The organism is Klebsiella sp. FDAARGOS_511, from assembly GCF_003812845.1.
Classification (GTDB): Bacteria; Pseudomonadota; Gammaproteobacteria; order Enterobacterales; family Enterobacteriaceae; genus Klebsiella; species Klebsiella grimontii.
This window is the reverse complement of record NZ_CP033824.1, coordinates 21,160-43,617: the sequence shown is the minus strand read 5'-3', so window position 1 is coordinate 43,617 and position 22,458 is coordinate 21,160. Positions and strand designations below refer to the sequence as shown.

General features: G+C 56.0%; 20 protein-coding genes and 2 pseudogenes. 14 read left to right on the top strand and 8 right to left on the bottom strand.

What is annotated here, in order from left to right:
* Position 1: 1 nt before the first annotated feature.
* From EGY08_RS30955 to EGY08_RS01170, 3 genes and pseudogenes are all read left to right on the top strand, one after another.
* Entirely contained in the window at positions 2-190 is a 189-nt protein-coding gene (locus EGY08_RS30955) for a hypothetical protein (RefSeq protein ID WP_032741855.1), read from the top strand.
* A gap of 54 nt (positions 191-244) precedes the next feature.
* Positions 245-711: pseudogene (locus tag EGY08_RS30950) on the top strand (Hcp family type VI secretion system effector).
* A gap of 77 nt (positions 712-788) precedes the next feature.
* A pseudogene (locus EGY08_RS01170) lies at positions 789-1,283 on the top strand (GNAT family N-acetyltransferase); the annotation flags it as partial.
* A 37-nt stretch (positions 1,284-1,320) separates the two neighbouring features.
* Here the strand turns inward: EGY08_RS01170 and EGY08_RS01165 are convergent.
* The 4 genes from EGY08_RS01165 to EGY08_RS01150 form a co-directional block, all read right to left on the bottom strand.
* Positions 1,321-3,033 carry an ABC-F family ATP-binding cassette domain-containing protein gene (locus EGY08_RS01165; RefSeq protein WP_112165122.1) on the bottom strand — a complete coding sequence of 571 codons (1,713 nt, stop codon included), beginning with the start codon at positions 3,031-3,033 and terminating at the stop codon, positions 1,321-1,323.
* A 321-nt stretch (positions 3,034-3,354) separates the two neighbouring features.
* The gene (locus EGY08_RS01160) at positions 3,355-5,052 is read right to left on the bottom strand and encodes an NAD-dependent malic enzyme (RefSeq protein ID WP_112165121.1); all 1,698 of its coding nucleotides are present in this window, start codon (positions 5,050-5,052) and stop codon (positions 3,355-3,357) included.
* Positions 5,053-5,235: 183 nt separating this feature from the next.
* A complete protein-coding gene (sra, locus tag EGY08_RS01155) occupies positions 5,236-5,376 on the bottom strand; it encodes a stationary-phase-induced ribosome-associated protein (protein WP_004101955.1) in 141 nt (46 codons plus the stop codon).
* Positions 5,377-5,597: 221 nt separating this feature from the next.
* Entirely contained in the window at positions 5,598-6,449 is an 852-nt protein-coding gene (locus tag EGY08_RS01150) for a Vmh family MBL fold metallo-hydrolase (RefSeq protein ID WP_004120584.1), read from the bottom strand.
* A gap of 114 nt (positions 6,450-6,563) precedes the next feature.
* On the opposite strand from EGY08_RS01150, the gene EGY08_RS01145 reads away from it, so the two are divergent.
* The 7 genes from EGY08_RS01145 (at position 6,564) to EGY08_RS01115 (ending at position 14,158) form a co-directional block, all read left to right on the top strand.
* Positions 6,564-7,466 carry a LysR family transcriptional regulator gene (locus tag EGY08_RS01145; protein WP_123828080.1) on the top strand — a complete coding sequence of 301 codons (903 nt, stop codon included), beginning with the start codon at positions 6,564-6,566 and terminating at the stop codon, positions 7,464-7,466.
* Complete coding sequence (locus EGY08_RS01140) at positions 7,466-7,945, top strand: GNAT family N-acetyltransferase (protein ID WP_049113369.1); 480 nt, start codon at positions 7,466-7,468, stop codon at positions 7,943-7,945. Before EGY08_RS01145 ends, EGY08_RS01140 begins: the two co-directional genes overlap by 1 nt.
* Before the next feature lie 79 nt (positions 7,946-8,024).
* Positions 8,025-8,456, top strand: a complete 432-nt coding sequence (locus tag EGY08_RS01135) for an OsmC family protein (protein WP_004120579.1) — start codon at positions 8,025-8,027, stop codon at positions 8,454-8,456.
* Positions 8,457-8,571: 115 nt separating this feature from the next.
* Positions 8,572-9,441: an oxygenase MpaB family protein gene (locus EGY08_RS01130; protein WP_004120576.1), complete on the top strand. Its 870-nt coding sequence runs from the start codon at positions 8,572-8,574 to the stop codon at positions 9,439-9,441.
* A gap of 197 nt (positions 9,442-9,638) precedes the next feature.
* The gene (locus tag EGY08_RS01125) at positions 9,639-10,547 is read left to right on the top strand and encodes a cation diffusion facilitator family transporter (RefSeq protein WP_112165119.1); all 909 of its coding nucleotides are present in this window, start codon (positions 9,639-9,641) and stop codon (positions 10,545-10,547) included.
* A gap of 203 nt (positions 10,548-10,750) precedes the next feature.
* Entirely contained in the window at positions 10,751-11,668 is a 918-nt protein-coding gene (locus tag EGY08_RS01120) for a bestrophin family protein (RefSeq protein ID WP_049113368.1), read from the top strand.
* Positions 11,669-11,857: 189 nt separating this feature from the next.
* On the top strand, positions 11,858-14,158 hold the full coding sequence (locus EGY08_RS01115) for an FdhF/YdeP family oxidoreductase (protein WP_112165117.1): 2,301 nt from the start codon (positions 11,858-11,860) through the stop codon (positions 14,156-14,158).
* A 58-nt stretch (positions 14,159-14,216) separates the two neighbouring features.
* Here EGY08_RS01115 and EGY08_RS01110 read toward each other — a convergent pair whose 3' ends face one another.
* Positions 14,217-14,834, bottom strand: coding sequence for a LysE family translocator (locus EGY08_RS01110; protein ID WP_123828079.1), 618 nt, complete (start codon positions 14,832-14,834; stop codon positions 14,217-14,219).
* Positions 14,835-14,919: 85 nt separating this feature from the next.
* On the bottom strand, positions 14,920-15,732 hold the full coding sequence (locus EGY08_RS01105; protein ID WP_123828078.1) for a helix-turn-helix transcriptional regulator: 813 nt from the start codon (positions 15,730-15,732) through the stop codon (positions 14,920-14,922).
* 156 nt (positions 15,733-15,888) lie between these two features.
* Here EGY08_RS01105 and EGY08_RS01100 point away from each other — a divergent pair, with 156 nt between their 5' ends.
* Positions 15,889-16,794 carry a LysR family transcriptional regulator gene (locus EGY08_RS01100; RefSeq protein WP_004120559.1) on the top strand — a complete coding sequence of 302 codons (906 nt, stop codon included), beginning with the start codon at positions 15,889-15,891 and terminating at the stop codon, positions 16,792-16,794.
* Here the strand turns inward: EGY08_RS01100 and EGY08_RS01095 are convergent.
* Positions 16,763-17,668, bottom strand: a complete 906-nt coding sequence (locus tag EGY08_RS01095) for a LysR family transcriptional regulator (protein WP_123828077.1) — start codon at positions 17,666-17,668, stop codon at positions 16,763-16,765. The genes EGY08_RS01100 and EGY08_RS01095 overlap by 32 nt on opposite strands.
* 104 nt (positions 17,669-17,772) lie before the next feature.
* Between EGY08_RS01095 and EGY08_RS01090 the strand changes: the two genes are divergently transcribed.
* Positions 17,773-18,936 carry an MFS transporter gene (locus tag EGY08_RS01090; protein ID WP_123828076.1) on the top strand — a complete coding sequence of 388 codons (1,164 nt, stop codon included), beginning with the start codon at positions 17,773-17,775 and terminating at the stop codon, positions 18,934-18,936.
* A gap of 17 nt (positions 18,937-18,953) precedes the next feature.
* On the opposite strand, the gene EGY08_RS01085 is transcribed toward EGY08_RS01090, so the two are convergent.
* The gene (locus tag EGY08_RS01085) at positions 18,954-20,363 is read right to left on the bottom strand and encodes an MFS transporter (protein WP_049112853.1); all 1,410 of its coding nucleotides are present in this window, start codon (positions 20,361-20,363) and stop codon (positions 18,954-18,956) included.
* 289 nt (positions 20,364-20,652) lie between these two features.
* Here EGY08_RS01085 and EGY08_RS01080 point away from each other — a divergent pair, with 289 nt between their 5' ends.
* Positions 20,653-21,198: an anti-virulence regulator CigR family protein gene (locus tag EGY08_RS01080; protein ID WP_004120550.1), complete on the top strand. Its 546-nt coding sequence runs from the start codon at positions 20,653-20,655 to the stop codon at positions 21,196-21,198.
* Positions 21,199-21,613: 415 nt separating this feature from the next.
* Positions 21,614-22,309, top strand: coding sequence for an MgtC family protein (locus tag EGY08_RS01075; protein WP_049112851.1), 696 nt, complete (start codon positions 21,614-21,616; stop codon positions 22,307-22,309).
* Positions 22,310-22,458 lie beyond the last annotated feature (149 nt).

The window sequence follows — 22,458 nt, the reverse complement described above, 5'->3', positions numbered from 1 at the left end:
CATGATGAGTCTTATTAAAAGGTTTTTCAGACGGATATTCAGATCATTGATATCGATGTACGGTCCTGCCTTATTGACACTTTTATTTGCAATTATCCTTTTTCAAATTTTTCCTGACGGACCAATATGGCCTGTCCCCATATTCTGCATTTTTGTGATCGTTATTTTTTATCGATATGTGAAATGGTAATCATCAAAACATCAAAATTTAGCATTATTTGAAATTTATTTATAAGGAAATTCTATGTCTATACCCGCACATTTATGGCTTGAAGATGAAAATGGTTCGCCGCTTGTTGGCAGTTGCCAAATGCCACTTCGCCTGGGTTCAATCGAATTAAAATCATTCTCTCACGGTGTCACTATTCCGGTTGACCCGAGCTGGGGAAAACTTACAGGTACACGCGTTCACCGCCCTATAACGATAGTGAAAGAACACCACTTCTGTACCGCGCGGTCTGTGAAGGCCGGACCATGAAAAAGGCTACAATTAAGATGTATCGCATTCTGGAATCGGGCATCGAGGCCGAGTATTTCAATATCATTCTTGAAAACGTCAGGTTCACAACGGTCGCACCATTCCTGTCTCCTGACGGTATGAGTAGTACTCACCTTGAAACGCTTGAATTGCGTTATGAAGCAATTACCTGGATGTATACGGAGGGTAATATTATCTATCGTGATTCATGGAACGATCGTTGTTGTGCCTGATGACAAGGGGTACCAAGGGAGGCCATTGTCTCCCTTGGCTCTGACGAGGAGTTAAAATGAGCGACTTAACCATGAGGATTGCTATCGTTACCGGCTTTCGTCCGGGAATGATTGGCCGCATTACGCAGATGCACGGCGAGTACTATGCGAAGCACTACGGATTTGGTCACTTTTTCGAGAGCAAGGTGGCCAGCGGGCTGGCGGAGTTTTCCGGTCGTCTTGAGAAACCGTGCAACCGGGTTTGGCTTGCCGTTCAGGGTGGGCAGATTGTCGGATCGGTGGCGATTGACGGCGAAGACCTCGGTAACAATCAAGCGCACCTGCGCTGGTTTATCCTCGACGATAGCTGTCGGGGAAGCGGCATTGGCCGCCGTCTGCTGAATGAAGCGATGGCTTTTTGCGATAGCCAGGGCTTTTCTGCGGTGCAGCTGTGGACCTTCAGCGGGCTGAACGCCGCCCGCAGGCTATATGAATCCTTCGGCTTCACGCTGCATAAAGAGTGGCAGGGCGATCAGTGGGGGCGGATGATGACCGAGCAGCAGTTTAGCCGGCGGCAGGCCCGCGCTGGATAATCTCCCGGCGCGAATCGCCGCGCCGGGAGAACCTCTTTTAGCTTAATTTCGTATTGATCGTCGCCATCTCCTTACGCCACTGCGCCTGCAGCTGCGGTTTTTGATGTTTTGGCTTGCGCGCCAGATCGTCGGCCAGCAGCTGCTCAAGCGTGATTAACCGCTCCAGCAGCGCATCATGATCGTCCTCTGCTTCGCGCCTGTTCACCGTCGTCTCCTCTATCAGCGGACGGCGAACGGCGGCGCGTAAAACGTCATACACCTCGTCGGCGCTTTGCCATTCGCTTAGCCCGCGCTCGTCGATAAGCCAGAAGCGATTGCAGCTGTGGTTGATGAGCTCGCGATCGTGGCTGACCAGCAGCAGGCCGCCGGGGTAGTCGTTCAGCGTCGCCGCCAGCGCCGTTTTGCCATCCATATCTAAATGGTTGGTGGGCTCATCCAGCAGCAGCAGGCTATAGCGGGCCAGAGACAGGCCGACGAACAGCAAGCGCGAACGCTCGCCGCCGCTTAAGGTGGCGACCTTTTGCCCGTGACGCGCCCAGCTAAACCCGGCGGAGATCAGCGCCCGCCTGCGCGTCTCCGGCGCCGGTTCAAAGGGCTCCAGCGCGTCGAGAAGGGTGTCGCCATCCGCCAGTTGATGCAGGGTCTGGTCGTAGTAACCGGGCTTCAGCCGCGGATGCAGACGCAGACCGGGCTCCGTCGTTTCCTGCTGCATTTGCCGCCACAGCAGACGCAGCAGCGAAGACTTGCCGCAGCCGTTACGTCCCATCACCGCCACCCGATCGCCGCTTTTCAGACGCGCCAGGCCCGCAGTGAACAGGGCCGGCAGACCCGGCGCGGGCGAAACGGGGAGCTGTTCCATCTCCAGCAGTCGATCGGCCCGCAGCATGTCGCCGCACAGCGCCAGCCGCCAGGGCGTTCCGTCGGTGAGCTCGGTTTGGCTATCCTTCAGGCGCTGAACCTGCTTTTCCATCTGCTTGGCTTTGCGCGAGAGATCTTCGTTGTCATACGTCCGTCCCCAGATGGCCAGCCGTTTGGCGCTGGCGGCGACCCGGTCGATCTCCTTTTGCTCCGCTTTATGGCGCAGCGCGTCGCTGGCGTCCTGGGCTTCCAGCGCCTGACGGGCGGCGCTGCAGGGCAGGGAGAAGGCGTGCAGGGTTCTGTCGCGCAGGATCCAACTGGCATTAGTTACAGCATCCAATAGGATATTGTCATGCGACACCAGAACGAAGCTCCCCTGCCAGGTCTGCAAGAAGCTTTCCAGCCACAGGAGGGTCGGCAGGTCGAGGTGGTTTCCCGGCTCATCCAGCAGCAGGAGATCCGGTTGCTGGATCAGCGCTCTGGCAAGCAGCAGCCGGGTGTGCTGACCGCCGCTAAGCGTTGACGCCAGCTGCAGGACCTCATCTGGCGTAAAGCCCATCTCCGCCAGCAGCCTTTCTGCTTGCCAGCGCTGGCTCTCACGTTCAAGGACGGGAAGTTTCGCCAGTACCGCCTGCAGCAGAGGCTGCGCTAACAGCGTATCGGGTAGATGCTGTTCCACTCGCGCCATCAGACAGTGATTGGCCAGCGCCACGCTGCCCGAATTGGGCACGATAGTGCCGTCCAACACCTGTAGCAGGGTACTCTTTCCGCAGCCGTTGTAGCCAATCAGGCCAATGCGGTCGCCTTTTTTCAGGGTAAAGGAGAGGTTAGTGAACAGCGGACCAAACGCCGTATCAACATGAAGAGATTGTGCAGTTAGTAATGTGCTCATTGTGAACTTACTCAAGAGTTACAGGCATGTGAATGCCTCGTCAAACATCGCTGACGATAACCCGGTAAGCCCGAGGGAAGGGATTTAGTCTTTGGTTTCTTCGCTCAAGCTGAAGTTATCGCAGCACGATACCGATAACGCTTGAGCTGGTGCGATCGCCAAATGCACGTGAAAAAAACATTTCACGGTACGACATGGGATCCTCCTTTTCTATTCAGTTAGTTGATGGGTGCTGGCAGTGTAGAGGGATAAAAGCAGTTTGGCTAGATGAAGAACAGAAAAAGGCCTGCAAAGCAGGCCCGTTATACGGCTGATTTCCGGTTAAATCGACGTCCGGCGGTAACTGCGGTACTCCGGCTGCCAGAAGTTATCGGCAATCGCCTGCAGCAGCGCTTCGGCTGAGGTTTTCACCGCCACGCCTTGTTCCTGCGCTACTTTGCCGACCGCGAAGGCAATCGCCTGCGAGACGGTCTGGATATTCTTCAGCTCCGGCAGAACCGGGCCTTCGCCGTTATTTACCAGCGGCGAGTGTTTCGCCAGAGTTTCGCTGGCGGCCATCAGCATTTCATCGGTGACGCGAGACGCGCCCGAAGCGATCACGCCGAGGCCAATTCCCGGGAAGATATAGGAGTTATTGCACTGAGCGATAACGTACTGTTTACCTTTGAGCGTGACCGGGGCGAACGGGCTGCCGGTAGCAACCAGCGCCGCGCCATCAGTCCAGCTGAGGATGTTTTGCGGCGTGGCTTCCACCCGGGAGGTCGGGTTGGACAACGGCATGACGATTGGCCGCGGGCAGTGCTTATGCATCTCGCGGATAATCTCTTCGGTGAACAGACCCGGCTGGCCGGAAACGCCGATCAGGATGTCCGGTTTGACGTTGCGCACCACGTCAAGCAACGACAGCACATCATTCGTGGTATCCCACGCTTGCAGATGCTCACGCTTTTGTACCAGTTTGCTCTGGAACGGCAGCAGGTTCGGCATGGCGTCGGTCAGCAGGCCGAAACGGTCAACCATAAACACGCGCTTGCGGGCTTCCTCTTCGCTTAACCCTTCGCGCTGGATTTGGGCGACGATCTGCTCGGCGATACCGCAGCCCGCGGAGCCGGCGCCGAGGAAGACAATTTTCTGCTCGCTCAGCTGGCTGCCCGCGCCGCGGCTGGCGGCGATCAGCGTACCGACGGTGACCGCAGCTGTGCCCTGGATATCATCGTTAAAAGAGCACACTTCGTGGCGATAGCGGTTGAGCAGCGGCATGGCGTTTTTCTGCGCGAAGTCTTCGAACTGCAGCAGTACGTCCGGCCAGCGGGCTTTAATCGCCTGGATAACGTCGTCAACAAACTGATAGTACTCGTCGTCGGTAATACGCGGGTGACGCCAGCCCATATACAGCGGATCGTCCAGTAGCTGCTGGTTGTTGGTACCGACGTCCAGGACCACCGGCAGCGTGTAGGCCGGACTGATACCGCCACAGGTGGTATACAGCGACAGTTTGCCGATAGGAATGCCCATCCCGCCGATCCCCTGGTCACCGAGGCCGAGAATACGTTCGCCGTCGGTCATCACTATCACCTTGACGTTGTGGTTCGGCACGTTTTGCAGAATATCGTCGAGGTTATTGCGGTTCTGATAAGAGATAAACACGCCGCGGGCGCGACGATAGATCTCAGAAAAGCGTTCGCAGGCGGCGCCGACGGTCGGGGTATAGATAACAGGCATCATCTCTTCGAGATGGTTGCCGACCAAACGGTAGAACAGCGTTTCGTTGGTGTCCTGGATGTTGCGCAGATAAATGTGTTTGTCGATCTCGGTTTTAAATCCCTGGTACTGGATCCACGCGCGTTCGGCTTGCTCTTCGATGGTTTCGACCACTTCTGGCAGCAGACCCAGCAGGTTGAAGCTGCTGCGCTCTTCCATACTGAAGGCGCTACCTTTGTTGAGCAGCGGAAACTCAAGCAGCACGGGGCCGGCGTAAGGGATGTAAAGAGAGCGGTTTTTCTTATGGGTGAATTGCATCGCACTAACTCCTTGATAATCGCTTCAGCCCGGGCGCGGCGACAAGCGGGGGCTGGCAGGGAATGGCAGCGTGCAGAGTATAAGGCAGATGGCATCAAAGGAGGGTAAACAAGAGGACGATAGCGTTAAAAAAACACCATCCGGTAGAAAGGACGGTGTTTTTATCATCATTCAGCTGAAAAGTTAGCCACCGCGGCGTTTGCGGCCGGTGGCGCGAACATGGTTAACCGTGGTTTCCGCATCGCCCTCCAGCAGCACTTTTTTCTGCTGAGAAAGCTTGTAGTTCAGACCGAGAAGATGACGTGCCTGTTGGTTCGATTTCATTCTTACTCCTTTATCCTGTGTCGGTTTCAAGGACAAGCCCGACGGGTGTCGGACGAAATTTAACCCTTAAGTACGCCGCACATTTTTTAGCACGGCGATAATCAGCGTGGCCCATTTTACCAGGATTAGCAACGTTGAGGCGGCAGATTAAGAACAGTCTCTTCAGCGGACCGCGGTATGTCGGCAGGATCGCGGCCGGCATACCCGCGCGATAGCCGGAATTACCACTTCATTTCGCCGGTATTCACTTTAGCGCTTAGATCCAGCGAACTCTCTTCCGCCAGTCCCGGCCAGCGCTGTTTCATCGCCTTGATGACGCCAGCGGAGTTTTTGTGCGCGTTAAGCGCCTGCTCGAACTGGGTCAGATAATCGCGGGTAAAGGTAATCGCACGGTCGCCTGCGGGCGGCGTACCCAGGTAATGGCCGGGGATCACCTGCTGCGGATGCAACGCGGCCATCTCGTCGAGCGTATGTATCCACTGCTGGCGGCTCTCCACGCTTTGGGTATCCGCGGTCCAGACGTGCATTCCCCATGCGACACCAGTGCCGCCAAGAATGGCTTTATTCGCCGGGATCCACACATAGGCGGCGTAATTTTGCGGCTGGCGGATCTCCACTTTTTCGCCGTCGATGGTGAAGGTATTTGTCGTCAGCGCTTGCGGGACGTAAACCTGCTTCGGCGCGCCGTCCTTCATCTGTGGGCCCCAGTAGGCCAGTTTAGCCGCCCTGGTGGCGTTAATGTGTTTAACCACTTCCGCGGTCGCCACCACTTTGGCGTCCGGGAAGGCCTTCACCAGCGGCTCGAGGCCGAAGTAGAAATCCGGATCGCCGGAAGTGATCACAATGCGGGTCAGTTTTTTACCGCTTTTCTGAATCATTTCAACCAGCTTCTCGCCATCTTTAACGCTAAACTGGGCGTCAAACAGCACCGCTTCATGCGGGCCGGAAGCGAGGGTGGAGTTCACTGCGAAAATGGCGTTTTCCTGCGGGTTGTAGGTTTGCAGCGTTAAAGGGGCAGCCAGAACGGACGTGCTGAACAGCGTGCTCGCGATAGCCAGGGCAGATAATTTCATATTCATTTTCTCTTGGTCAGGTGAATGAGCGCTATTGTACGGATTTCCTGATTTGCGAAAATTCCTGAAAAAAGAGATGCTGAGTTTCATAAAACGTGCAGATGGAATCGAAGAATGGATAGGGTCATCGCCGCGCAGGTGTATATGCGCATTTGTGAACTGGGGAGTTTAAGCGCCGCCGCGCGCGCGCTGGGGATGTCGCGCCCGATGGTCAGCCGCTATCTGGAGCAGATGGAGCAGTGGGCCGGTACCCGGCTGGTCCATCGCTCAACCCGCAAACTGACGCTCACGGCTGCGGGGGAAAAGGTGCTGCAAAAAACGCGCACCCTGACGCAGCTGTCGGATGAGATCGCCGGGCAAAGCGAACGCGCGATCCCCAGCGGTACGCTGCGCGTCGCCTGCGCGCACTTCACCGCCATGCAGCTTATTTCTCCGTTATTACCCGATTTTCTCGCCCGCTATCCACAGCTGCGCCTTGAGCTGGATATCAATAATCACCCGGTGAGCCTGATTGGCGAGCGTATCGACGTGGCGATACGGATCACCGATAACCCAGAACCGGGGGCTATTGCCCGCCGCCTTGGCGTATGCCGTTCGGTGCTCTGCGCGTCGCCGCGCTGGCTGCAGCAGAACGGCCCTCTGCAAACGCCTGAAGATCTCGCCCGCCACAACTGTCTGTACTACAGCCATTTTGCCAGCCAGACGTGGCAGTTTAGCGACCCTGGCGGCGAAAGCGTGGCGGTGGCGGTTTCCGGTAATCTTAGCGCCGGGATCTCTTCGCTGCTAATGGAAGCGGCGGTAGCTGGCTGCGGCATCGCGATGCTGCCAGAGCTGGAGGCGCAGCGGGCGCTTAACAGCGGGGCGCTGAAGCTGGTGTTGTCGGCCTGGCGGCCAAAACCGTTAAGCGTGTATGGGATTTACCTCTCCAGGGACTATCAGCCGAGCGCGCTGCCGCTGTTTCTCGGCGAGATTCAGCAGCTGCTGGCGCAAACTCACGATATAAAAGGAAACCTTTGATGATAGTGCTTCGCCCCATGCGTGATGAAGAGTATCCCGCTTATCTCGACTATTTTATCCCCGACTATGCGGCGGAAATCTCGGCCAATTATGCGCTTTCGCCGGCGGCCGCTTTCGCCCAGGCGCAGCGCGAAATCGCCGCGGATCTGCCCGACGGCGTCAATACCCGCGGCCAGGTTTTATGCTGCTTATTCGATGACGGTGACGGAGCAGAAAAGCGGGTCGGCTATCTCTGGTACAAGCCGGATGAAGAAATGCGCTCCGCCTTTATCTGCGATTTTTATATTTATCCGGCATTGCAGGGACAAGGGTTGGGTAAACAAGCAATGGCGGCTTTTGAGCATGCGCTGAAAAGCCAGGGCATCAGCCAAATTAAGCTGCGCGTCGCCGGGGATAACCCACGCGCGCGCCATCTCTATGACGCCGCGGGTTTCCGCGTTACCGGCGTTAATATGAGTAAAAATATCCCGACGGATTGATCTGAAAAACGCCGCGCGCCGCCCAAATGCGTAAAGGGGTTCTATACTTAACCCTTTAATGTCAAAAAGGAGCGATATTATGGCAATCCATAAGAAAGGTCAGGCGCATTGGGAAGGGGATCTGAAAAGCGGTAAAGGAACCGTCTCGACCGAGAGCGGCGCGCTGAACCAGCAGCCTTATGGTTTTAATACCCGTTTCGAAGGCGTCAAGGGTACCAACCCGGAAGAGCTGATCGGGGCCGCCCATGCCGCCTGTTTCTCTATGGCGCTATCGCTGATGCTGAGCGAAGAGGGCTATACCGCCACCTCTATTGATACCGTGGCGGTGGTGACGCTGGATAAATCCGGCGGCGGCTTTGCCATCACCAAAATCGCGCTGCAGAGTAAAATTGTGCTGCCAGGCATCGAGGCCGATGCGTTTGACGGGATCATTCAAAAAGCCAAAGCCGGTTGCCCGGTGTCGCAGGTGCTGAACGCGGAGATAAGCCTCGACTACCAGCTCAATCCATAAGCTCACTGGCGCCCGCTATCGGCGGGCGCTCCTGCCTTAAAAGCCATTGTTGGCAAATGCCCCTGGCGTTAATTAATGCTATCTTTGCCGCCTACGGAAAAGAGCAGGTAGGGTAATGATCGGCATACGTAAAACCATTGAGGCTCAGGTTCTGGGCTTAACCGGGATAGCGCTTAAAGAGATCGATTTTGAGCATCCCAAAGGGGAACCGGGGCTATTTGGTCCGCAGTCTGCCATCTGGCAGGTTCACGGCGATTTTACCTCCATGCTCTGCGGCGGCGTCAGCGCGCTGCTGTTGCAGATGCTGCATCCTCTGGCGCTGGCGGGCGTCTGGGATCACTCAAACTTTCGCGAAGATATCTTTGGCCGCCTGCGCCGTACCAGCCAGTTTATTTCCGCCACCACCTTTGGTACCACCGCCGACGCCGAACGGCTGATTGCAAAAGTGCAGGGGATCCACCTGCGGGTCAGCGGCAAAGATAAAGACGGCACGCCCTATCAGGCCAGTGACCCGGCGCTGCTCACCTGGGTCCACGTCGCCGAATGCAGCAGCTTCATGGCTTCGCATCTGCGCTATAAACGTACCGTGGTGAGCCCCGCCCGCCAGGAGCAGTATTATCAGGAAGCCGCCGAAATTGCCCGCCGCCTTGGCGCTCGGGATATCCCGGTGACGCCGCGGCAGGTTGCCGACTACCTGCAGGATATGCGCCCGGCGCTGCGCTGCGATGAGCGAACGCAGGAAGTGGCCGACGTACTACTGTCGACCCGTCTGCCCGGTCGCCTGAGCCAGCCGGTTGGGCGAATGATGATGTGCGCCGGGATTGATCTGCTGCCGCCGTGGGCGCAGGAGATGCTCAATTTACCGATGAGCGCAACGCAGCGCCACAGCGCGCGGATTACGGTGCACGCCGTCGCTCGCGTACTGCGCGCGTCGGTGCGCAACGGCGCTTATCACTGCGCTATGCGTCGGATGAATCAATTTTAATTACTCAGGCTGCGTTTTACCCGGAAATATAGCCATGGCTATTATTGTCATGGCTATATTTTTTAAAAACAAACTATTCTCATTTATATATTTGGCAGTCGTAAAAATAATTAAATATTCTCTTAACGACGGCGAATTATTCAGGAAAAATTAAGCCAAAGCGCGTACGTTATTTATTTTTTTACGGAGAAGCGAATATGGGCGGGATGACTGGCGAGGATCGGCGTTCTCAGGTTGCGCGCAAAACGACGATGGTCAGCGTGGTGGTCAATCTATTTTTATCCAGCGCTCAGGTGCTGGCGGGTGTGTTCTGCGGATCGCAAGGACTCATAGCCGATGGAATCCATTCGCTTTCCGATTTAGTCGCCGATTTTGTCGTGCTGCTGGCGAATAAAAAAAGCCGCCAGCCTTCGGATGACGATCACCCCTACGGGCACTGGAGATATGAAAACGGCGCTTCCCTGGCGATTGGCGCGCTGCTGTTGCTGGTTGGCGCGGGGATGCTGTGGTCCGCCTGCGGCAAACTGTGGCATCCGGAGTCTATCCAGAATGTGCATATAACCGCGCTGTGGGTTGCGATCGCCGCGCTGGTCACCAAGGAGGTTTTATTCCGCTATATGCTAAGGGCGGCAACGCGGATCCAGTCTTCAATGCTGATCGCCAACGCGTGGCACGCCCGCTCTGACGCCGCGTCGTCGGTGGTGGTCGCAGTGGGCATCGTCGGCAATCTGGCCGGCTTTCCGTGGCTTGACCCGGTTGCCGCGCTGGTCGTTGGCGCGCTGGTCACCCGCATGGGCTATACCTTTTCATCTGACGCTCTGCATGACTTAATGGATCGCTCAGTGGACCGTGATACCGAGCAGCAGATAACCGCCACCATTCTGTCGACGCCTGGCGTTGCGGCGCTGCATGACCTTAAAACCCGCCGTGCCGGAGATTTCATTTTGGTCGATGTGCACATTGAGGTGCCGGGAAACTTATCGGTTGCCCAAGGACACGATATTGCGCTGACGGCGCGCTCGCGGGTATTAAATAGCCATAACGTTTTGCATATGATGATTCATATCGACCCTTGTCGCGCGGAAATAGCCGCAATGAGTACCTAGTTTATTCCTCAGCAACCTAAAGGGCTTTATTATTCTGCAGACAATATTGCCTGGATAATAAAAAAGGACCATAATTCAGTGGCTATTCTTTCATCGCTGATTAATAGCAGGTTGACGCATTGTCGTGTTTTTAATCAATATAAAAAACCAATCGGCTAATAGAAAATATCTATTGTCCGTACGAAATTTCAGGAAGTAATACAATGATTATCCGGCCAGAACAACACTGGTTTCTTCGTCTGTTTGACTGGCACGGTTCGGTGCTGTCAAAAATCGTCTTTCGCCTGTTGCTTAATCTGCTGATGTCGATTATCGCCATCATCAGCTATCAATGGTACGAGCAATTGGGGATCCATCTTACCGTCGCGCCGTTTAGCCTGCTGGGGATTGCCATTGCCATTTTTCTCGGCTTTCGTAATAGCGCCGGATACAACCGCTTTGTTGAAGCGCGTAATCTGTGGGGAACGGTCCTGATTGCGCAGAGAACGCTGGTGCGCCAGTTGAAGAATATCCTGCCAATGGAAAGCGTATCCCATCAGCGGTTGGTGAGCTACCTGGTCGCGTTTAGCTGGAGCCTGAAGCATCAGTTGCGCAAGACGGACCCGAGCGCCGATTTAGCACGTTTGCTGCCGCCGCCAGACGTGGCGGATATTCTCGCCAGCTCGATGCCCACCAACCGTATTCTGCTGCTGGCGGGGAATGAGCTGGGGCGTCTTCGCGCGGAGGGGAAACTCAGCGATATGACCTTCAGCCTGATGGACAATAAGCTTGATGAGCTCGGTCATGCGCTGGGCGGCTGTGAGCGCCTTGCCAGCACGCCAGTACCCTTTGCTTACACGCTTATTTTGCAGCGTACGGTTTACCTGTTCTGTACGCTGCTGCCGTTTGCCCTCGTCGGCGATCTGCACTATATGACGCCGTTCGTGTCGGTCTTTATCTCCTACACCTTTCTGTCATGGGATTCGCTGGCGGAAGAGCTGGAGGATCCGTTTGGTACCGCGGCCAATGATTTGCCGCTGAATGCAATGTGCAACACCATTGAGCGCAACCTGCTGGATATGACCGGGCAGCATCCTTTGCCGGCGCAACTTGAGCCGGATCGCTACTACAATCTGACCTAATTTGTATGTTTATTATTCGTTAAATAAGTTAAATCTAACGCGTGATAGATAACATTGATTATACAGTCCCGGCCCTGATTGTTATGCTTTCGTTAACAAAAATGCCCGTTACGCTGGCTGGTAGCGGGTGATAAGAATCATGCGGCGTTTCACCTGCTATCCGCCGCCGAAAGCGCATCAGGAGTGAACATGAGTAATAAAAGACGCGTCGTTCCCGGCGTCCATCCCTATGATGGCCCGGCGGGAGGCTGGGGTGCCTTAAAAGCCACCGCCATCGCCGTTCGGACGCAAATGGATGCGCTCGATGCCCCCGCGACGCTACTGCGAACCAATCAGCCTGATGGCTTTGATTGCCCCGGTTGCGCCTGGCCCGATAAGGAGCATAAATCCACGTTTCAGTTCTGCGAAAACGGCGCCAAAGCGGTGACCTGGGAGGCCACCAGCAAGCGGGTCACCGAAGAGTTTCTGGCGTCGAATAGCGTCACGTCGCTGCTGGCCCGGAGCGATTTCGAGCTGGAAGGCTACGGGCGTTTAACCCAGCCTCTGGCTTACGATAAGGCCAGCGACACCCTGCGTCCGGTGTCATGGGAAGCGGCGTTTACCCGCATTGGCGAAGTTCTTCGCACCCTGCAGCCCAATGAAGTGGAGTTCTACACCTCAGGGCGCGCCTCTAATGAAGTGGCATGGCTGTTCCAGCTGTTTGCCCGCGAATACGGTACCAATAACTTTCCCGACTGCTCCAATATGTGCCACGAGTCGACCAGCGTCGGCCTGCCGCAGTCGATCGGCATCGGTAAAGGGACCGTCTCGCTTGATGACTTTGACAAAACCGAGCTGGTTATCTCTATCGGCCACAATCCCGGCACCAACCATCCGCGCATGATGGGTACGCTGCACGAACTGGCGCGCCGGGGCGTGCCGATTATCGTCTTCAACCCGCTAAAAGAGCGGGCGCTGGAGCGATTCGCCGATCCGCAGAACGTCATTGAGATGGCGACCTACAGCTCAACCAACATTGCATCGACCTACTTCCAGGTCAAAGCGGGCGGCGACGCGGCGGCGCTTAAGGGTATCGCGAAGGCGCTGTTAAGGCTTGAGGAGGAGCAGGGCGAGGCGCTGGATCGGGCCTTTATCGATGAGCACACGCTGGGCTTTGCCGACTTTGCGAGGGATGTCGACGCGACGCCGTGGCTGGATATCGAACGCGAGTCTGGCCTGACGCGCGGCGATCTTGAACGGGTGGCGGCGGCTTACGCTAAATCTAACGCCACGATTATCACTTACGGCATGGGCATCACCCAGCATAACAAGGGCACTTCCAACGTACGCCTGATAGCCGACCTGCTGCTGATGCGCGGGAATATTGGCAAACCGGGGGCCGGGATCTGCCCGCTGCGCGGCCACTCCAACGTCCAGGGCAACCGTACCGTCGGTATCACCGAAAAACCGAGCGCCCAGTTTCTCGCCAACCTACAGCGGGTGTGTGGTTTTACGCCGCCGCAGGAGCACGGCCATGATGCGGTAAAAGCGCTGCAGGCGATGATTGACGGTGAATCGAAAGCGCTGATCTGCCTTGGCGGTAACTTCGCGGTGGCCATGCCGGATAGCGAACGGGCTTTTCCGGCGATGCGGGGGCTGGATCTGAGCGTCCATATTGGCACTAAGCTAAACCGCTCGCATCTTCTGGTGGCAAAAGAGACTTTTATCCTGCCGTGCCTTGGGCGAACCGAACTCGATATTCAGGAGACCGGACGCCAGTCGATCACCGTCGAAGATTCCATGTCGATGGTGCACGCGTCATCGGGCAAGCTGAAGCCCGGCTCGCCTGAACTGCGCTCGGAACCGGCGATTGTCGCCGCAATGGCGACGGCGACGCTGCCGGAGAGCAAAATCGACTGGCAGTGGTTGGTCGCCGACTACGATCGTATCCGCGATCTGATTGAACAGACCGTTCCCGGCTTTGACCAGTACAATCAACGTATTCGCCATCCCGGCGGTTTTCGTATGCCGCTGCCGCCGACGGAGCGTATCTGGCCGACGCCGACCGGAAAAGCGATGTTCTCGGTTTTCCACGGCGTGCGCGAAAATCTGCAGGTGGAGGGTAACGATGTGATGCGGCTGGTGACGTTGCGCAGCCACGATCAGTACAACACCACCATTTATGCCATGGACGATCGCTACCGCGGTGTGTTTGGCCGTCGCGACGTGCTGTTTATGAACGAGCAGGACATGGCGGAGCAGGGATTCGAGCACGGCGATCGGGTGGATATCAGCTCCGCGCTACCGGGCCACCATCAGCGGCTGGAAGATATCACGCTGGTCGCCTACAGCATCGCGCCGGGCACCGTTGCGGCCTATTACCCCGAAGCGAACGTGCTGGTCCCTCTGGATTATCTCGATAAAGAGAGCGGCACGCCGTCGTATAAATCGGCGCCCGTCCGTTTAACCCTGCGCTCGAAAGAGATCCGCGCGCTGGCGGGGCTTCGCTAAAGGGCTGTTTGCCTGCGACGATCTGCCTGCGACGATCGTCGCGTCGTGGGCAAAATCGCTACCTCTGCGCCAGAATCAGCTTTATCCCCAGCCCGACAAAACCGGCGGCAAAGCAGGCTCTCAGCCCTTGTAAAACCCTGGGGCGAGTCAGCACGTATCCACGCATTGCCGCCGCAAAGGCGCCATAGAACATAAAAACCAGCAGCGTCATCAGCATAAACATAGCGCTCAGGATCAGCATTTCCCGGATCGGCGAAGCCGAGCCGCGCTGGATAAACTGCGGCAGAAAGGCGAGAAAGAAGAGCGGCAATTTGGGGTTAAGCAAATTGATCAGAATGGCGTGGCTGATGACCTGCCGCGGGATGCGTTGCCCGACGCCTTCCACGCTCAAGCTGCCGCGCTGGGTCAGCGTAGCCCAGGCGAGGTACAGCAGCCAGGCGACGCCGGCGTACTTCACCAGTTCGAATGCGCCAGGCGTGCTGTGGAGGATGGCCGCCAGCCCGGTTATCGCCGCCAGTATATGCGGAATAATACCCAGCGTGCAGCCGAAGGCTGCGGCAAAACTCATTCGTCTGCCCGCCGCCAGACCGGTGGCAATGGTGTACAGCGTCCCGGTGCCGGGAGCGATAACCACAATAAACGAAGTCAAAAGAAACTCAGGGCTGATGAGCGCCATGATGTTATTCCTGATGTGGTGAATCGAGGCTCTGAGTATTTCGTAAAGCCGCGTGCCGGTATTGAACAAAATTGCACAACGTCAGCTAGCGGCTCGCCTGAACGATCGCCTGATAGCTGCCTGGCGTGACGGCAAACTGTTTTTGAAACGCGCGGGTGAGGTGGCTCTGATCGGCAAAACCGGCCATCAAAGCGGTATCGGCGGGGGAGTAGCCTTCCGCCAGCAGACGGCGAGCCAGGCGTACACGGGCCTGTACCAGGTAGGCGTGCGGCGTGATGCCGGTTTCTCGAGCGAAGCCGCGGATCAGCTGAAAGCGGCTGAGACCGCAGAGGGTAGCCAGCGCGTCGAGAGAGATTTTTTCTTCGGGGGCGTCGTCGAGATATTGCCTGGCCAGCGCAATGGCGGGAGTGCCGATTTTGCCGGGTCGCCTGGCGCAAAGATGAAATTGGCTCACCTGCATCAGGCAGAGCAGCAGCGCCTCTTCCACGGCGGTATCGTCGGGCGCGCTGGCGACGATCTCGTGAAACAGCCGCTGCATTTGCCTGCGCAGCTGCGGGTCGTCGACGACCGGACGCAGGAGGATCTCTTCTGCCTTCATCTCTCCCTGCAGTTCGTCGACAACGCGCTCAGGATCGAGATAGACCATACGCCAGCTGCGTGGGCCCTCCAGCGGAATACCATCGTGTATCTCGCCCGGATTAACCATAATGATATTTCCGACGGCGGCCTCAACCTTGCCCAGATGGCTCCAGGAACGCTGCGCGCCCTGAGTGAAAATCCCGATGCCGAACCGATCGTGGGAATGGCGCGGAAAGCTCTGGTCCGTAACTAACGATATGGCTTCCAGTCCCGGCATGGCTATCCGGTGCTGCTGAACGTGATGAAGGCGAGTTTTCAACGGTTTCTCCTGCCGGGGCATAGCATGAGTGTAGCCTCAGGCGCGCGGGACGAGCAACGGTCGACCGACGCTTGAATTTCATCAACGTAGAACATAACATTTAGCTAACATTTTGCCTGCTGCGCTGGCAGCAGATTGCGCAACAGTGGATCATTAATGGATATCAAACAGCTTAAGTACCTGATTGCGCTCGACAGAACACGACATTTCGGCCAGGCCGCGGCGGCCTGTCATATCACCCAGCCTACGCTATCAATGCGGATCCGCAATCTTGAAGAAGAACTTAATCTGACTCTGATTCAGCGCGGGCAGCGGTTTGAAGGTTTTACCCCTGAGGGCGAGCGTATTCTGGCCTGGGCGCGGGCGCTGCTGGCGGCGCACGACGGGCTGGAGGCGGAGGCGGCTATCTGCCGCGGGCAGATGGTCGGCCAGCTCAGAGTGGGAATGGTGCCCTTAGCCAGCCTGAATCCGATGCAGCTGATCAAACCGCTGGCGGATAAATACCCGGAGCTGCAGTTCAGTCTGCTGTCCATGACCTCGGAACAGATTATCGACGGCGTCAGCCGCAACCAGCTGGATCTGGGGATCTGCTATCTGCATCACGTCGATAGCCAGCTGTTCAACGTGGTGTGGCTGCCGAACACCCGGATGGGTTTGCTGCACGATAAGCGCCATTTCCAGTTTGCTGACGCCATCCCCGGTTGGGAGACGCTGGCCGCGCTGCCGCTGGGCTTTTTGACCAAGGGCATGTACTACCGCGAATCGATTGAGATGAGCTTTAAGGCCAAGGGGCTGGCGCCAAAATACGTTTTCGAAAGCGACTCCACGTTTCAGATTATCCAGGCGGTGCAGGCCGGGATCTGCTGCGCGATTATGCCGCTGAACAACGGCCTCGAAGCGCTAAGCGATAATCTGGAAATCAGGCCGATCGCGGAGACGGAGGTCGACTCGATGCTGGCGCTGATCATGCGCAACAAAGAGCCGGTGTCGTCGCTGGCGGAAAAATGCTTCGCCGATGCGCAGGTGATTTTTAGCGAACGCCGACCATCTGCGACTGGATAAATTCAAGCCAGACGCGCGTTCTGGCGGGCATAAAGTGGCGCTCCCGATAAAGGGCGGAGAGCTGTAACGGCGCCGGCGGCAGCTCCAGCGTGACTTCCTGGAGTTCACCGCGTTCGATAAACGGGCGGCAGGGTTTCTCCCCCAGAATCGCAAAGCCGACGCCGGCAAGCGCGGCGTGCAGGGCCATTTCGCCGCTGTTGACGCGATAGTGGCCGTTGACGCTAACCTTTTTGAAGCTACCGTCCGCCGCGGTAAACTGCCAGGCTTGCCCCGCCAGAGCGCTAACGGTGGTAATACAGGGCAGCGTGGTTAATTGCTCGCTGTTTGTCGGCATTCCCGTTCTGGCAATCAGCTGCGGAGAAGCGACCACGCAGCAGGGAAACGAAAAGAGCGGACGCGCAATGACGCTGGCGTCTTCCATTTTGCCGCGGGTAATGATCACCGCAATATCCACATCCTCTTTTAACACCTCCGTTCCCGCCAGATTGGTGGTACAGCTCACGGTTATTTTTGGGTAGCGCAGGGCAAATTGCGCCATTAGCGGCGCAAACAGCGAAGGGCCAATCTCGTTTGGCAGGCACAGGCGCAGCGGCCCTTCGGGTTCGGCCTGCTGCTGAGTCAGCTCGGCTTCCGTAGCGGCAAGTTGCTCCAGCACCGGCCGCATACTGGCGAGCAGCGTATGACCGGCAGGGGTCAGCTTCATGTGCCGGGTACTGCGTTGTATCAGGCGTAGCTGAAGGCTCTCCTCAAGCTGTGAAATCTGTCGGCTTACGTTCGATGAGGGCATCTGCAGCGCTTTTGCTCCGGCGCTGAATGAGCCAGTTTCCGCCACGGTGACGAACACCCGCAGGGCGTTGAGATCCACTTTTTTCACTCTCGATTATCCCGATTTTGATAATTAACAACGCCACTTTTACCGTCTTATGCGCGGATTTACCAGCAGCTAGACTCTGCGCATTACATTGTCAGGAGTCTTACATGCCCGGATATCTGGTACGAATAACGTTGATCATGGCCTTTGTTCAATTCATCAACGCCCTCGAATATATGATTTTTAATCCCTTATTTACCTGGATGGCGCCAACGTTTCAGGTGCCGGTAAGCCAGGCGGGTTACGTCACCGGCGTTTATACGCTGGCTTCCGTTGTTGCCGGAGTAAGCGTCTGGCGATGGGTCGGTAACGTTAAACCTCGGCGCTTTTTGCTCTGCAACATGGCTCTGTTGGGGGGACTAACGATGATGACGCTGACCACCACCCGTTTTGACGTATTGTTATTCTGGCGTTTTCTTGCCGGCCTGGTCGGCGGGACCACGATGGGCGTGGCCAGCAGTCTGCTGGTCAACATTATGCCGCCGCAGCTGCGCTCTCGGGCATTGGCCTCAACGATTGCCGCATTCTCACTGGTCAGCATTGTCGGCATGCCGATGATGCTATTTCTCAGTGAACAAATCGGCTGGCAGATAGCTCCCGCGACGATCGGCGGACTCTGCTTAATCACGTTACCGCTGATAAAACTCGTGCTGCCGGAGCAACCCATCGAGGCGAGTCGTCAGGCGGGTTTGCGCTGGTCGTCATCGGTGCTGTTTTACGCCTCCGGCAACGCACTTGCGCAATTCAGCCCGATGTTAATCATTCCGCTGCTGGTACCGTTACTGACGGTGAAAATGGGGGTCAGCGGCGGCGAATTGCCGTGGCTCTTTTTCGGCGGAGGAGTGGCAGGGCTGGGCGCCACTAAACTCACCGGCAAGCTATGCCAGCATTACAGCGGCTACCGCATCAGCCTGCTGGCCAGTCTGCTGTTTATACTGAGCCTGAGCATCGCTTTTACCTTCAACCACGGCGGCGCACTGTTTATGGTGCTGTTTCTGGCCGCCGCCTACTGTCGTCTGGTGGCCTCATCGGCTGTGGCGATGCGTTTTCCCGCGGATAGCGCCAGGGCCGGGTTTACGCTTTTACAGAATACCTTAATGTCATTAAGTACGGCGGCGGCCTTTCTGCTTTCGTCGTGGGTGCTCTCGGTTGACGAGAACGGCGAGCGGGCAATGCAGGGAATATTGCTGCTCTGCGCCCTGAGCGCATTGCCGCTGCCGTGGCTGCTGCGCAATCAGGAGAAAAGATTAGCCACGCGCGCCGCCGGCTAACCCGGCGGCGGCTAGCGTTAAATATTCTCCAGGCTGATCCCGCGGGTCTTAGGCCCAAAGATGCCCACCGACAGCATCACCATCAGCATGCTGGCGACGATAAAGCTAATCACCCCTGGGGTACCGGCGTACTGCAAAATAATGCCGATCAAAATGCTGGTGATCGCCGTCGACAGTCGGCTAAAGGAGTAGCAGAAGCCGACCGCCCGCGCGCGGATGTGGGTTGGGAAAACTTCGGCCTGGTAGGCGTGATAGCTAATGGTTAGCCAGGCGTTTGACCAAGTGATCATAAACCCGCAAATCACCAGCAGTACCGGGCTGTTCTGCAGGGCAAACAGGGTCCCAAATACCACCGTCATCAGCGCGGAAAGCACAATTTGCCATTTATTTTCAAAACGATGGACGAAGCGGGTGCAGAACAGACAGCCAATAGGATAGGCGAGGGTAATAAAGAACGCGTACAGCAGGCTGTGGGTGATGCTCGCCCCCTGACCGGAAAGCAGGGCGGGCAGCCAGTTGCCGAAGCCAAAGAAGCCAATGGCCTGGAAGAAGTTCATCACCATCAGCATGATCGTGCGTTTGCGGTACTGCGGCGCCCAGATCGCTTTAAAGCTTCCCAGCCTGCGCTGGTTGTCTTGCTTCTCAATCCGGTGGCGCGGCGAGGGAGAAACGCCGCAGCGCTGTTCCATTTCGCACATCACCTTATGGGCTTCCTCGTGACGACCTTTTTCCTCCAGCCAGCGCGCCGACTCCGGCAGCTTCTTGCGGATAACCCAGATGACCAGTGAGCAGAGCGCGCCGAAAATAATCACCCAGCGCCAGCCGGTCAGGCCGAAAAGGGTAATTGGCACCAGCAGCCACGACATCAGCGCCACGGCAGGAACCGATAAAAACTGAATAAAGAAGGCGAAAGCGAAAGCTTTATTGCGCAGATGCGTCGGCACCCATTCGCTTAAATAGGTGTCGATGGTCACCAGCTCAATGCCGAGACCGACGCCGACCAGAAAGCGGCAGAAAATAACCCCTTCGGCGCTGCTTTGCAGGGCCATCATCAGCGAAAATACGCCGTACCAGGCGAGGGCAAACATAAACGTCAGGCGGCGGCCCAGTTTATCCGCCAGCGGCGCAAGCAGGCTGGCGCCAATAAACAGCCCCATAAAAGTGGACGACGCGAAGGCGGCCTGGTCGGAGATACCGAAGATACCCTGCTCGCCGGTATGGAAAATATTCTCTGCCAGCAGCCCGGTGCTGATATAGCCGGTCTGAAAAAGATCGTACAGCTCGAAGAAGCCGCCCAGCGCCAGGAGGGTGATAAAAGACCACAGGCCAACGGAGGCGGGCAGCGCATCGATGCGAGCGGTCAGGCTGGAGTGGGGATGTCCTGGGGAGGCGAACGCGGCGTCGCCCAGAACCTGGGTGGTAGACATATTATTATTTTCCTCAGATAAAATGTTTGCCTGCTAATGTTATTTGATTGTTAATGGTTTTAAATTTTTATTCGCACCGAGGGGGGAATATTTGCAGAATAAAATCTCGGAAATGGGATTCTGATGAGAAAGTATGCTGGTTTTCGCGCTGCATCCGCCCACGGGATGAAGGAATTCACCACTATGCCGTAAGGTTTTGACTTGGGTTAAATTTAAGATAAAGAGAGATTGTTACGTCGCGGTTATTCACCTACATTCAAAGCGAGTACTCCCACTCAGGAAAATAATCATGTCTAGCAAGAAAATTTTACAAGCAGCGCTGGCGGCGGCGCTTTCGCTGTCAATGATGGCTACGCCGGTCTTCGCTAATCCCGGTAACGGGAATGGCGGCGGTAACGGCGGTGGAAATAGCGGTAACCATGGCAACAGTGGTGGGAATAGCGGTAACCATGGCAATAGCGGTAACAAGGGCAATAGCGGTAAAAACAACGTTGATAAGGGCAACCAGGGCCATAAAGAAGGAAATCCGGGGCAGAGAAAAAATTACGGCAAACCCGATCATGTCTCCGCCGATATCAGCTTCTCCAGAGCACGTTCGCTGGCGGTAAACTACGGTTTAACCGGCTATCAGTCCCTGCCGCCGGGAATCGCCAAAAATCTGGCGCGTGGTAAACCCTTACCTCCGGGGATTGCGAAAAAAGCGGTTCCGGCATCAATGCTCAACGAACTGCCTTACTATCCAGGCTATGAATGGCGCGTGGTGGGCCAGGATTTAGTGCTGATCGCGCTGAGTACGGCGATCGTGACGTCGATAATTAATGGCGTCTTCGATTAGTGAATTAACCCCGGTTCGCGCCGGGGTTAATCCCGGTGGGCAGGCCTGGCGCATTAAGGTCATTCTAAACAAATCGTCACTAAAGCGAGATTTTAACTTTACTCAAATAATTGAATGACTATAATGAGCACAAATTCACACAGGAGAAATATGTTGGACAGTCACCCTTACTTAAACATCAAGGCAAGCTGACGCTATTTTTTCTGCGCTGCTTGCCAACCGGCGGGCAGCAATCTCCTCATCATTCAGACGATTGCATCCCATAAAGAATAACGCAGCATGGCTGCGAGGATAATCGTCATGTTCATGTTTAAAAATACATTATTCCCTCCACCGTCAACGCGACGCTAATCGCCTATCTGGCGACAATTTGTCGTGTGCTTAATAAAGCACGTAGTTAATTCTTCCAGCAAAAATGGAGGAAGCTATGTTGATGTTTCCTTATATCGCAAATTTACTCGCGGCAATGCTGTTGGGCGCGCTGATTGGCGCCGAAAGACAGTGGCGGCAGCGAATGGCTGGCCTGCGCACTAATGCGCTGGTCGCCACCGGCGCGGCGGTTTTTATTCTGAGCTCTATCTCCACATCGCCGGATAGCCCGGGGCGTATTGCCGCGCAGGTGGTTTCCGGAATTGGTTTTCTCGGCGCCGGCGTCATCATGCGGGAAGGCATGAACGTGCGCGGCCTGAATACCGCGGCAACGCTGTGGTGCTCTGCGGCAATTGGCGTACTGTGTGGCTTAGGCCAGTTCTGGCAAGCGGCGGCGGCAACGCTGATCATCCTCTGCGCTAATATTCTACTGCGCGAAGCGGCGCAGAGAATTAATCAGATCCCCGGTGCGACAGAAGAAGAGAAATGCTACGTCCTGAATATTATTTGTCATAGCGAACACGAAAACGCGATTCGTCAGCTATTGCTTAATATCAGTAAAGAGATGACGCTCAGCTTGCAGGGGCTGGTGTCGATAGCAGCAAAAGAACAAGGACATAAAGAAATTCGTATCGAACTGGTCGGTAATACCGACCACCGCAAAGTACGAGATCTTATTATGGCAAGAATTGGCGGTGACGAAAACATTACGTCAGTGCGCTGGTGCGTCGAAGGGAGTTAGCCTCCCTGATATTCTACTGTGGCAATGATTTGTCTAAGGAGGGAATGATGGATATTCCCAGGCATATAAAGTAATAAGCGTTTAATAACGTAAAAATGAATTATGCATAAGTTAATTATGCAGGGATAACGACGTCTTAAATTTGAGGA

What these genes read in the sequence shown, in the direction of transcription:
- EGY08_RS01110 (WP_123828079.1), bottom strand. Translation starts at nt 14,834, where the DNA reads ATGGCGCTCATCAGCCCTGAGTTTCTTTTGACTTCGTTTATTGTGGTT.
- EGY08_RS01100 (WP_004120559.1), top strand. Translation starts at nt 15,889, where the DNA reads ATGGATATCAAACAGCTTAAGTACCTGATTGCGCTCGACAGAACACGA.
- EGY08_RS01160 (WP_112165121.1), bottom strand. Translation starts at nt 5,052, where the DNA reads ATGCAATTCACCCATAAGAAAAACCGCTCTCTTTACATCCCTTACGCC.
- EGY08_RS01150 (WP_004120584.1), bottom strand. Translation starts at nt 6,449, where the DNA reads ATGAAATTATCTGCCCTGGCTATCGCGAGCACGCTGTTCAGCACGTCC.
- EGY08_RS01120 (WP_049113368.1), top strand. Translation starts at nt 10,751, where the DNA reads ATGATTATCCGGCCAGAACAACACTGGTTTCTTCGTCTGTTTGACTGG.
- EGY08_RS01145 (WP_123828080.1), top strand. Translation starts at nt 6,564, where the DNA reads ATGGATAGGGTCATCGCCGCGCAGGTGTATATGCGCATTTGTGAACTG.
- EGY08_RS01080 (WP_004120550.1), top strand. Translation starts at nt 20,653, where the DNA reads ATGTCTAGCAAGAAAATTTTACAAGCAGCGCTGGCGGCGGCGCTTTCG.
- EGY08_RS01085 (WP_049112853.1), bottom strand. Translation starts at nt 20,363, where the DNA reads ATGTCTACCACCCAGGTTCTGGGCGACGCCGCGTTCGCCTCCCCAGGA.
- EGY08_RS01075 (WP_049112851.1), top strand. Translation starts at nt 21,614, where the DNA reads ATGGAGGAAGCTATGTTGATGTTTCCTTATATCGCAAATTTACTCGCG.
- EGY08_RS01140 (WP_049113369.1), top strand. Translation starts at nt 7,466, where the DNA reads ATGATAGTGCTTCGCCCCATGCGTGATGAAGAGTATCCCGCTTATCTC.
- EGY08_RS01125 (WP_112165119.1), top strand. Translation starts at nt 9,639, where the DNA reads ATGGGCGGGATGACTGGCGAGGATCGGCGTTCTCAGGTTGCGCGCAAA.
- EGY08_RS30955 (WP_032741855.1), top strand. Translation starts at nt 2, where the DNA reads ATGATGAGTCTTATTAAAAGGTTTTTCAGACGGATATTCAGATCATTG.
- EGY08_RS01090 (WP_123828076.1), top strand. Translation starts at nt 17,773, where the DNA reads ATGCCCGGATATCTGGTACGAATAACGTTGATCATGGCCTTTGTTCAA.
- EGY08_RS01135 (WP_004120579.1), top strand. Translation starts at nt 8,025, where the DNA reads ATGGCAATCCATAAGAAAGGTCAGGCGCATTGGGAAGGGGATCTGAAA.
- EGY08_RS01115 (WP_112165117.1), top strand. Translation starts at nt 11,858, where the DNA reads ATGAGTAATAAAAGACGCGTCGTTCCCGGCGTCCATCCCTATGATGGC.
- EGY08_RS01130 (WP_004120576.1), top strand. Translation starts at nt 8,572, where the DNA reads ATGATCGGCATACGTAAAACCATTGAGGCTCAGGTTCTGGGCTTAACC.
- sra (WP_004101955.1), bottom strand. Translation starts at nt 5,376, where the DNA reads ATGAAATCGAACCAACAGGCACGTCATCTTCTCGGTCTGAACTACAAG.
- EGY08_RS01165 (WP_112165122.1), bottom strand. Translation starts at nt 3,033, where the DNA reads ATGAGCACATTACTAACTGCACAATCTCTTCATGTTGATACGGCGTTT.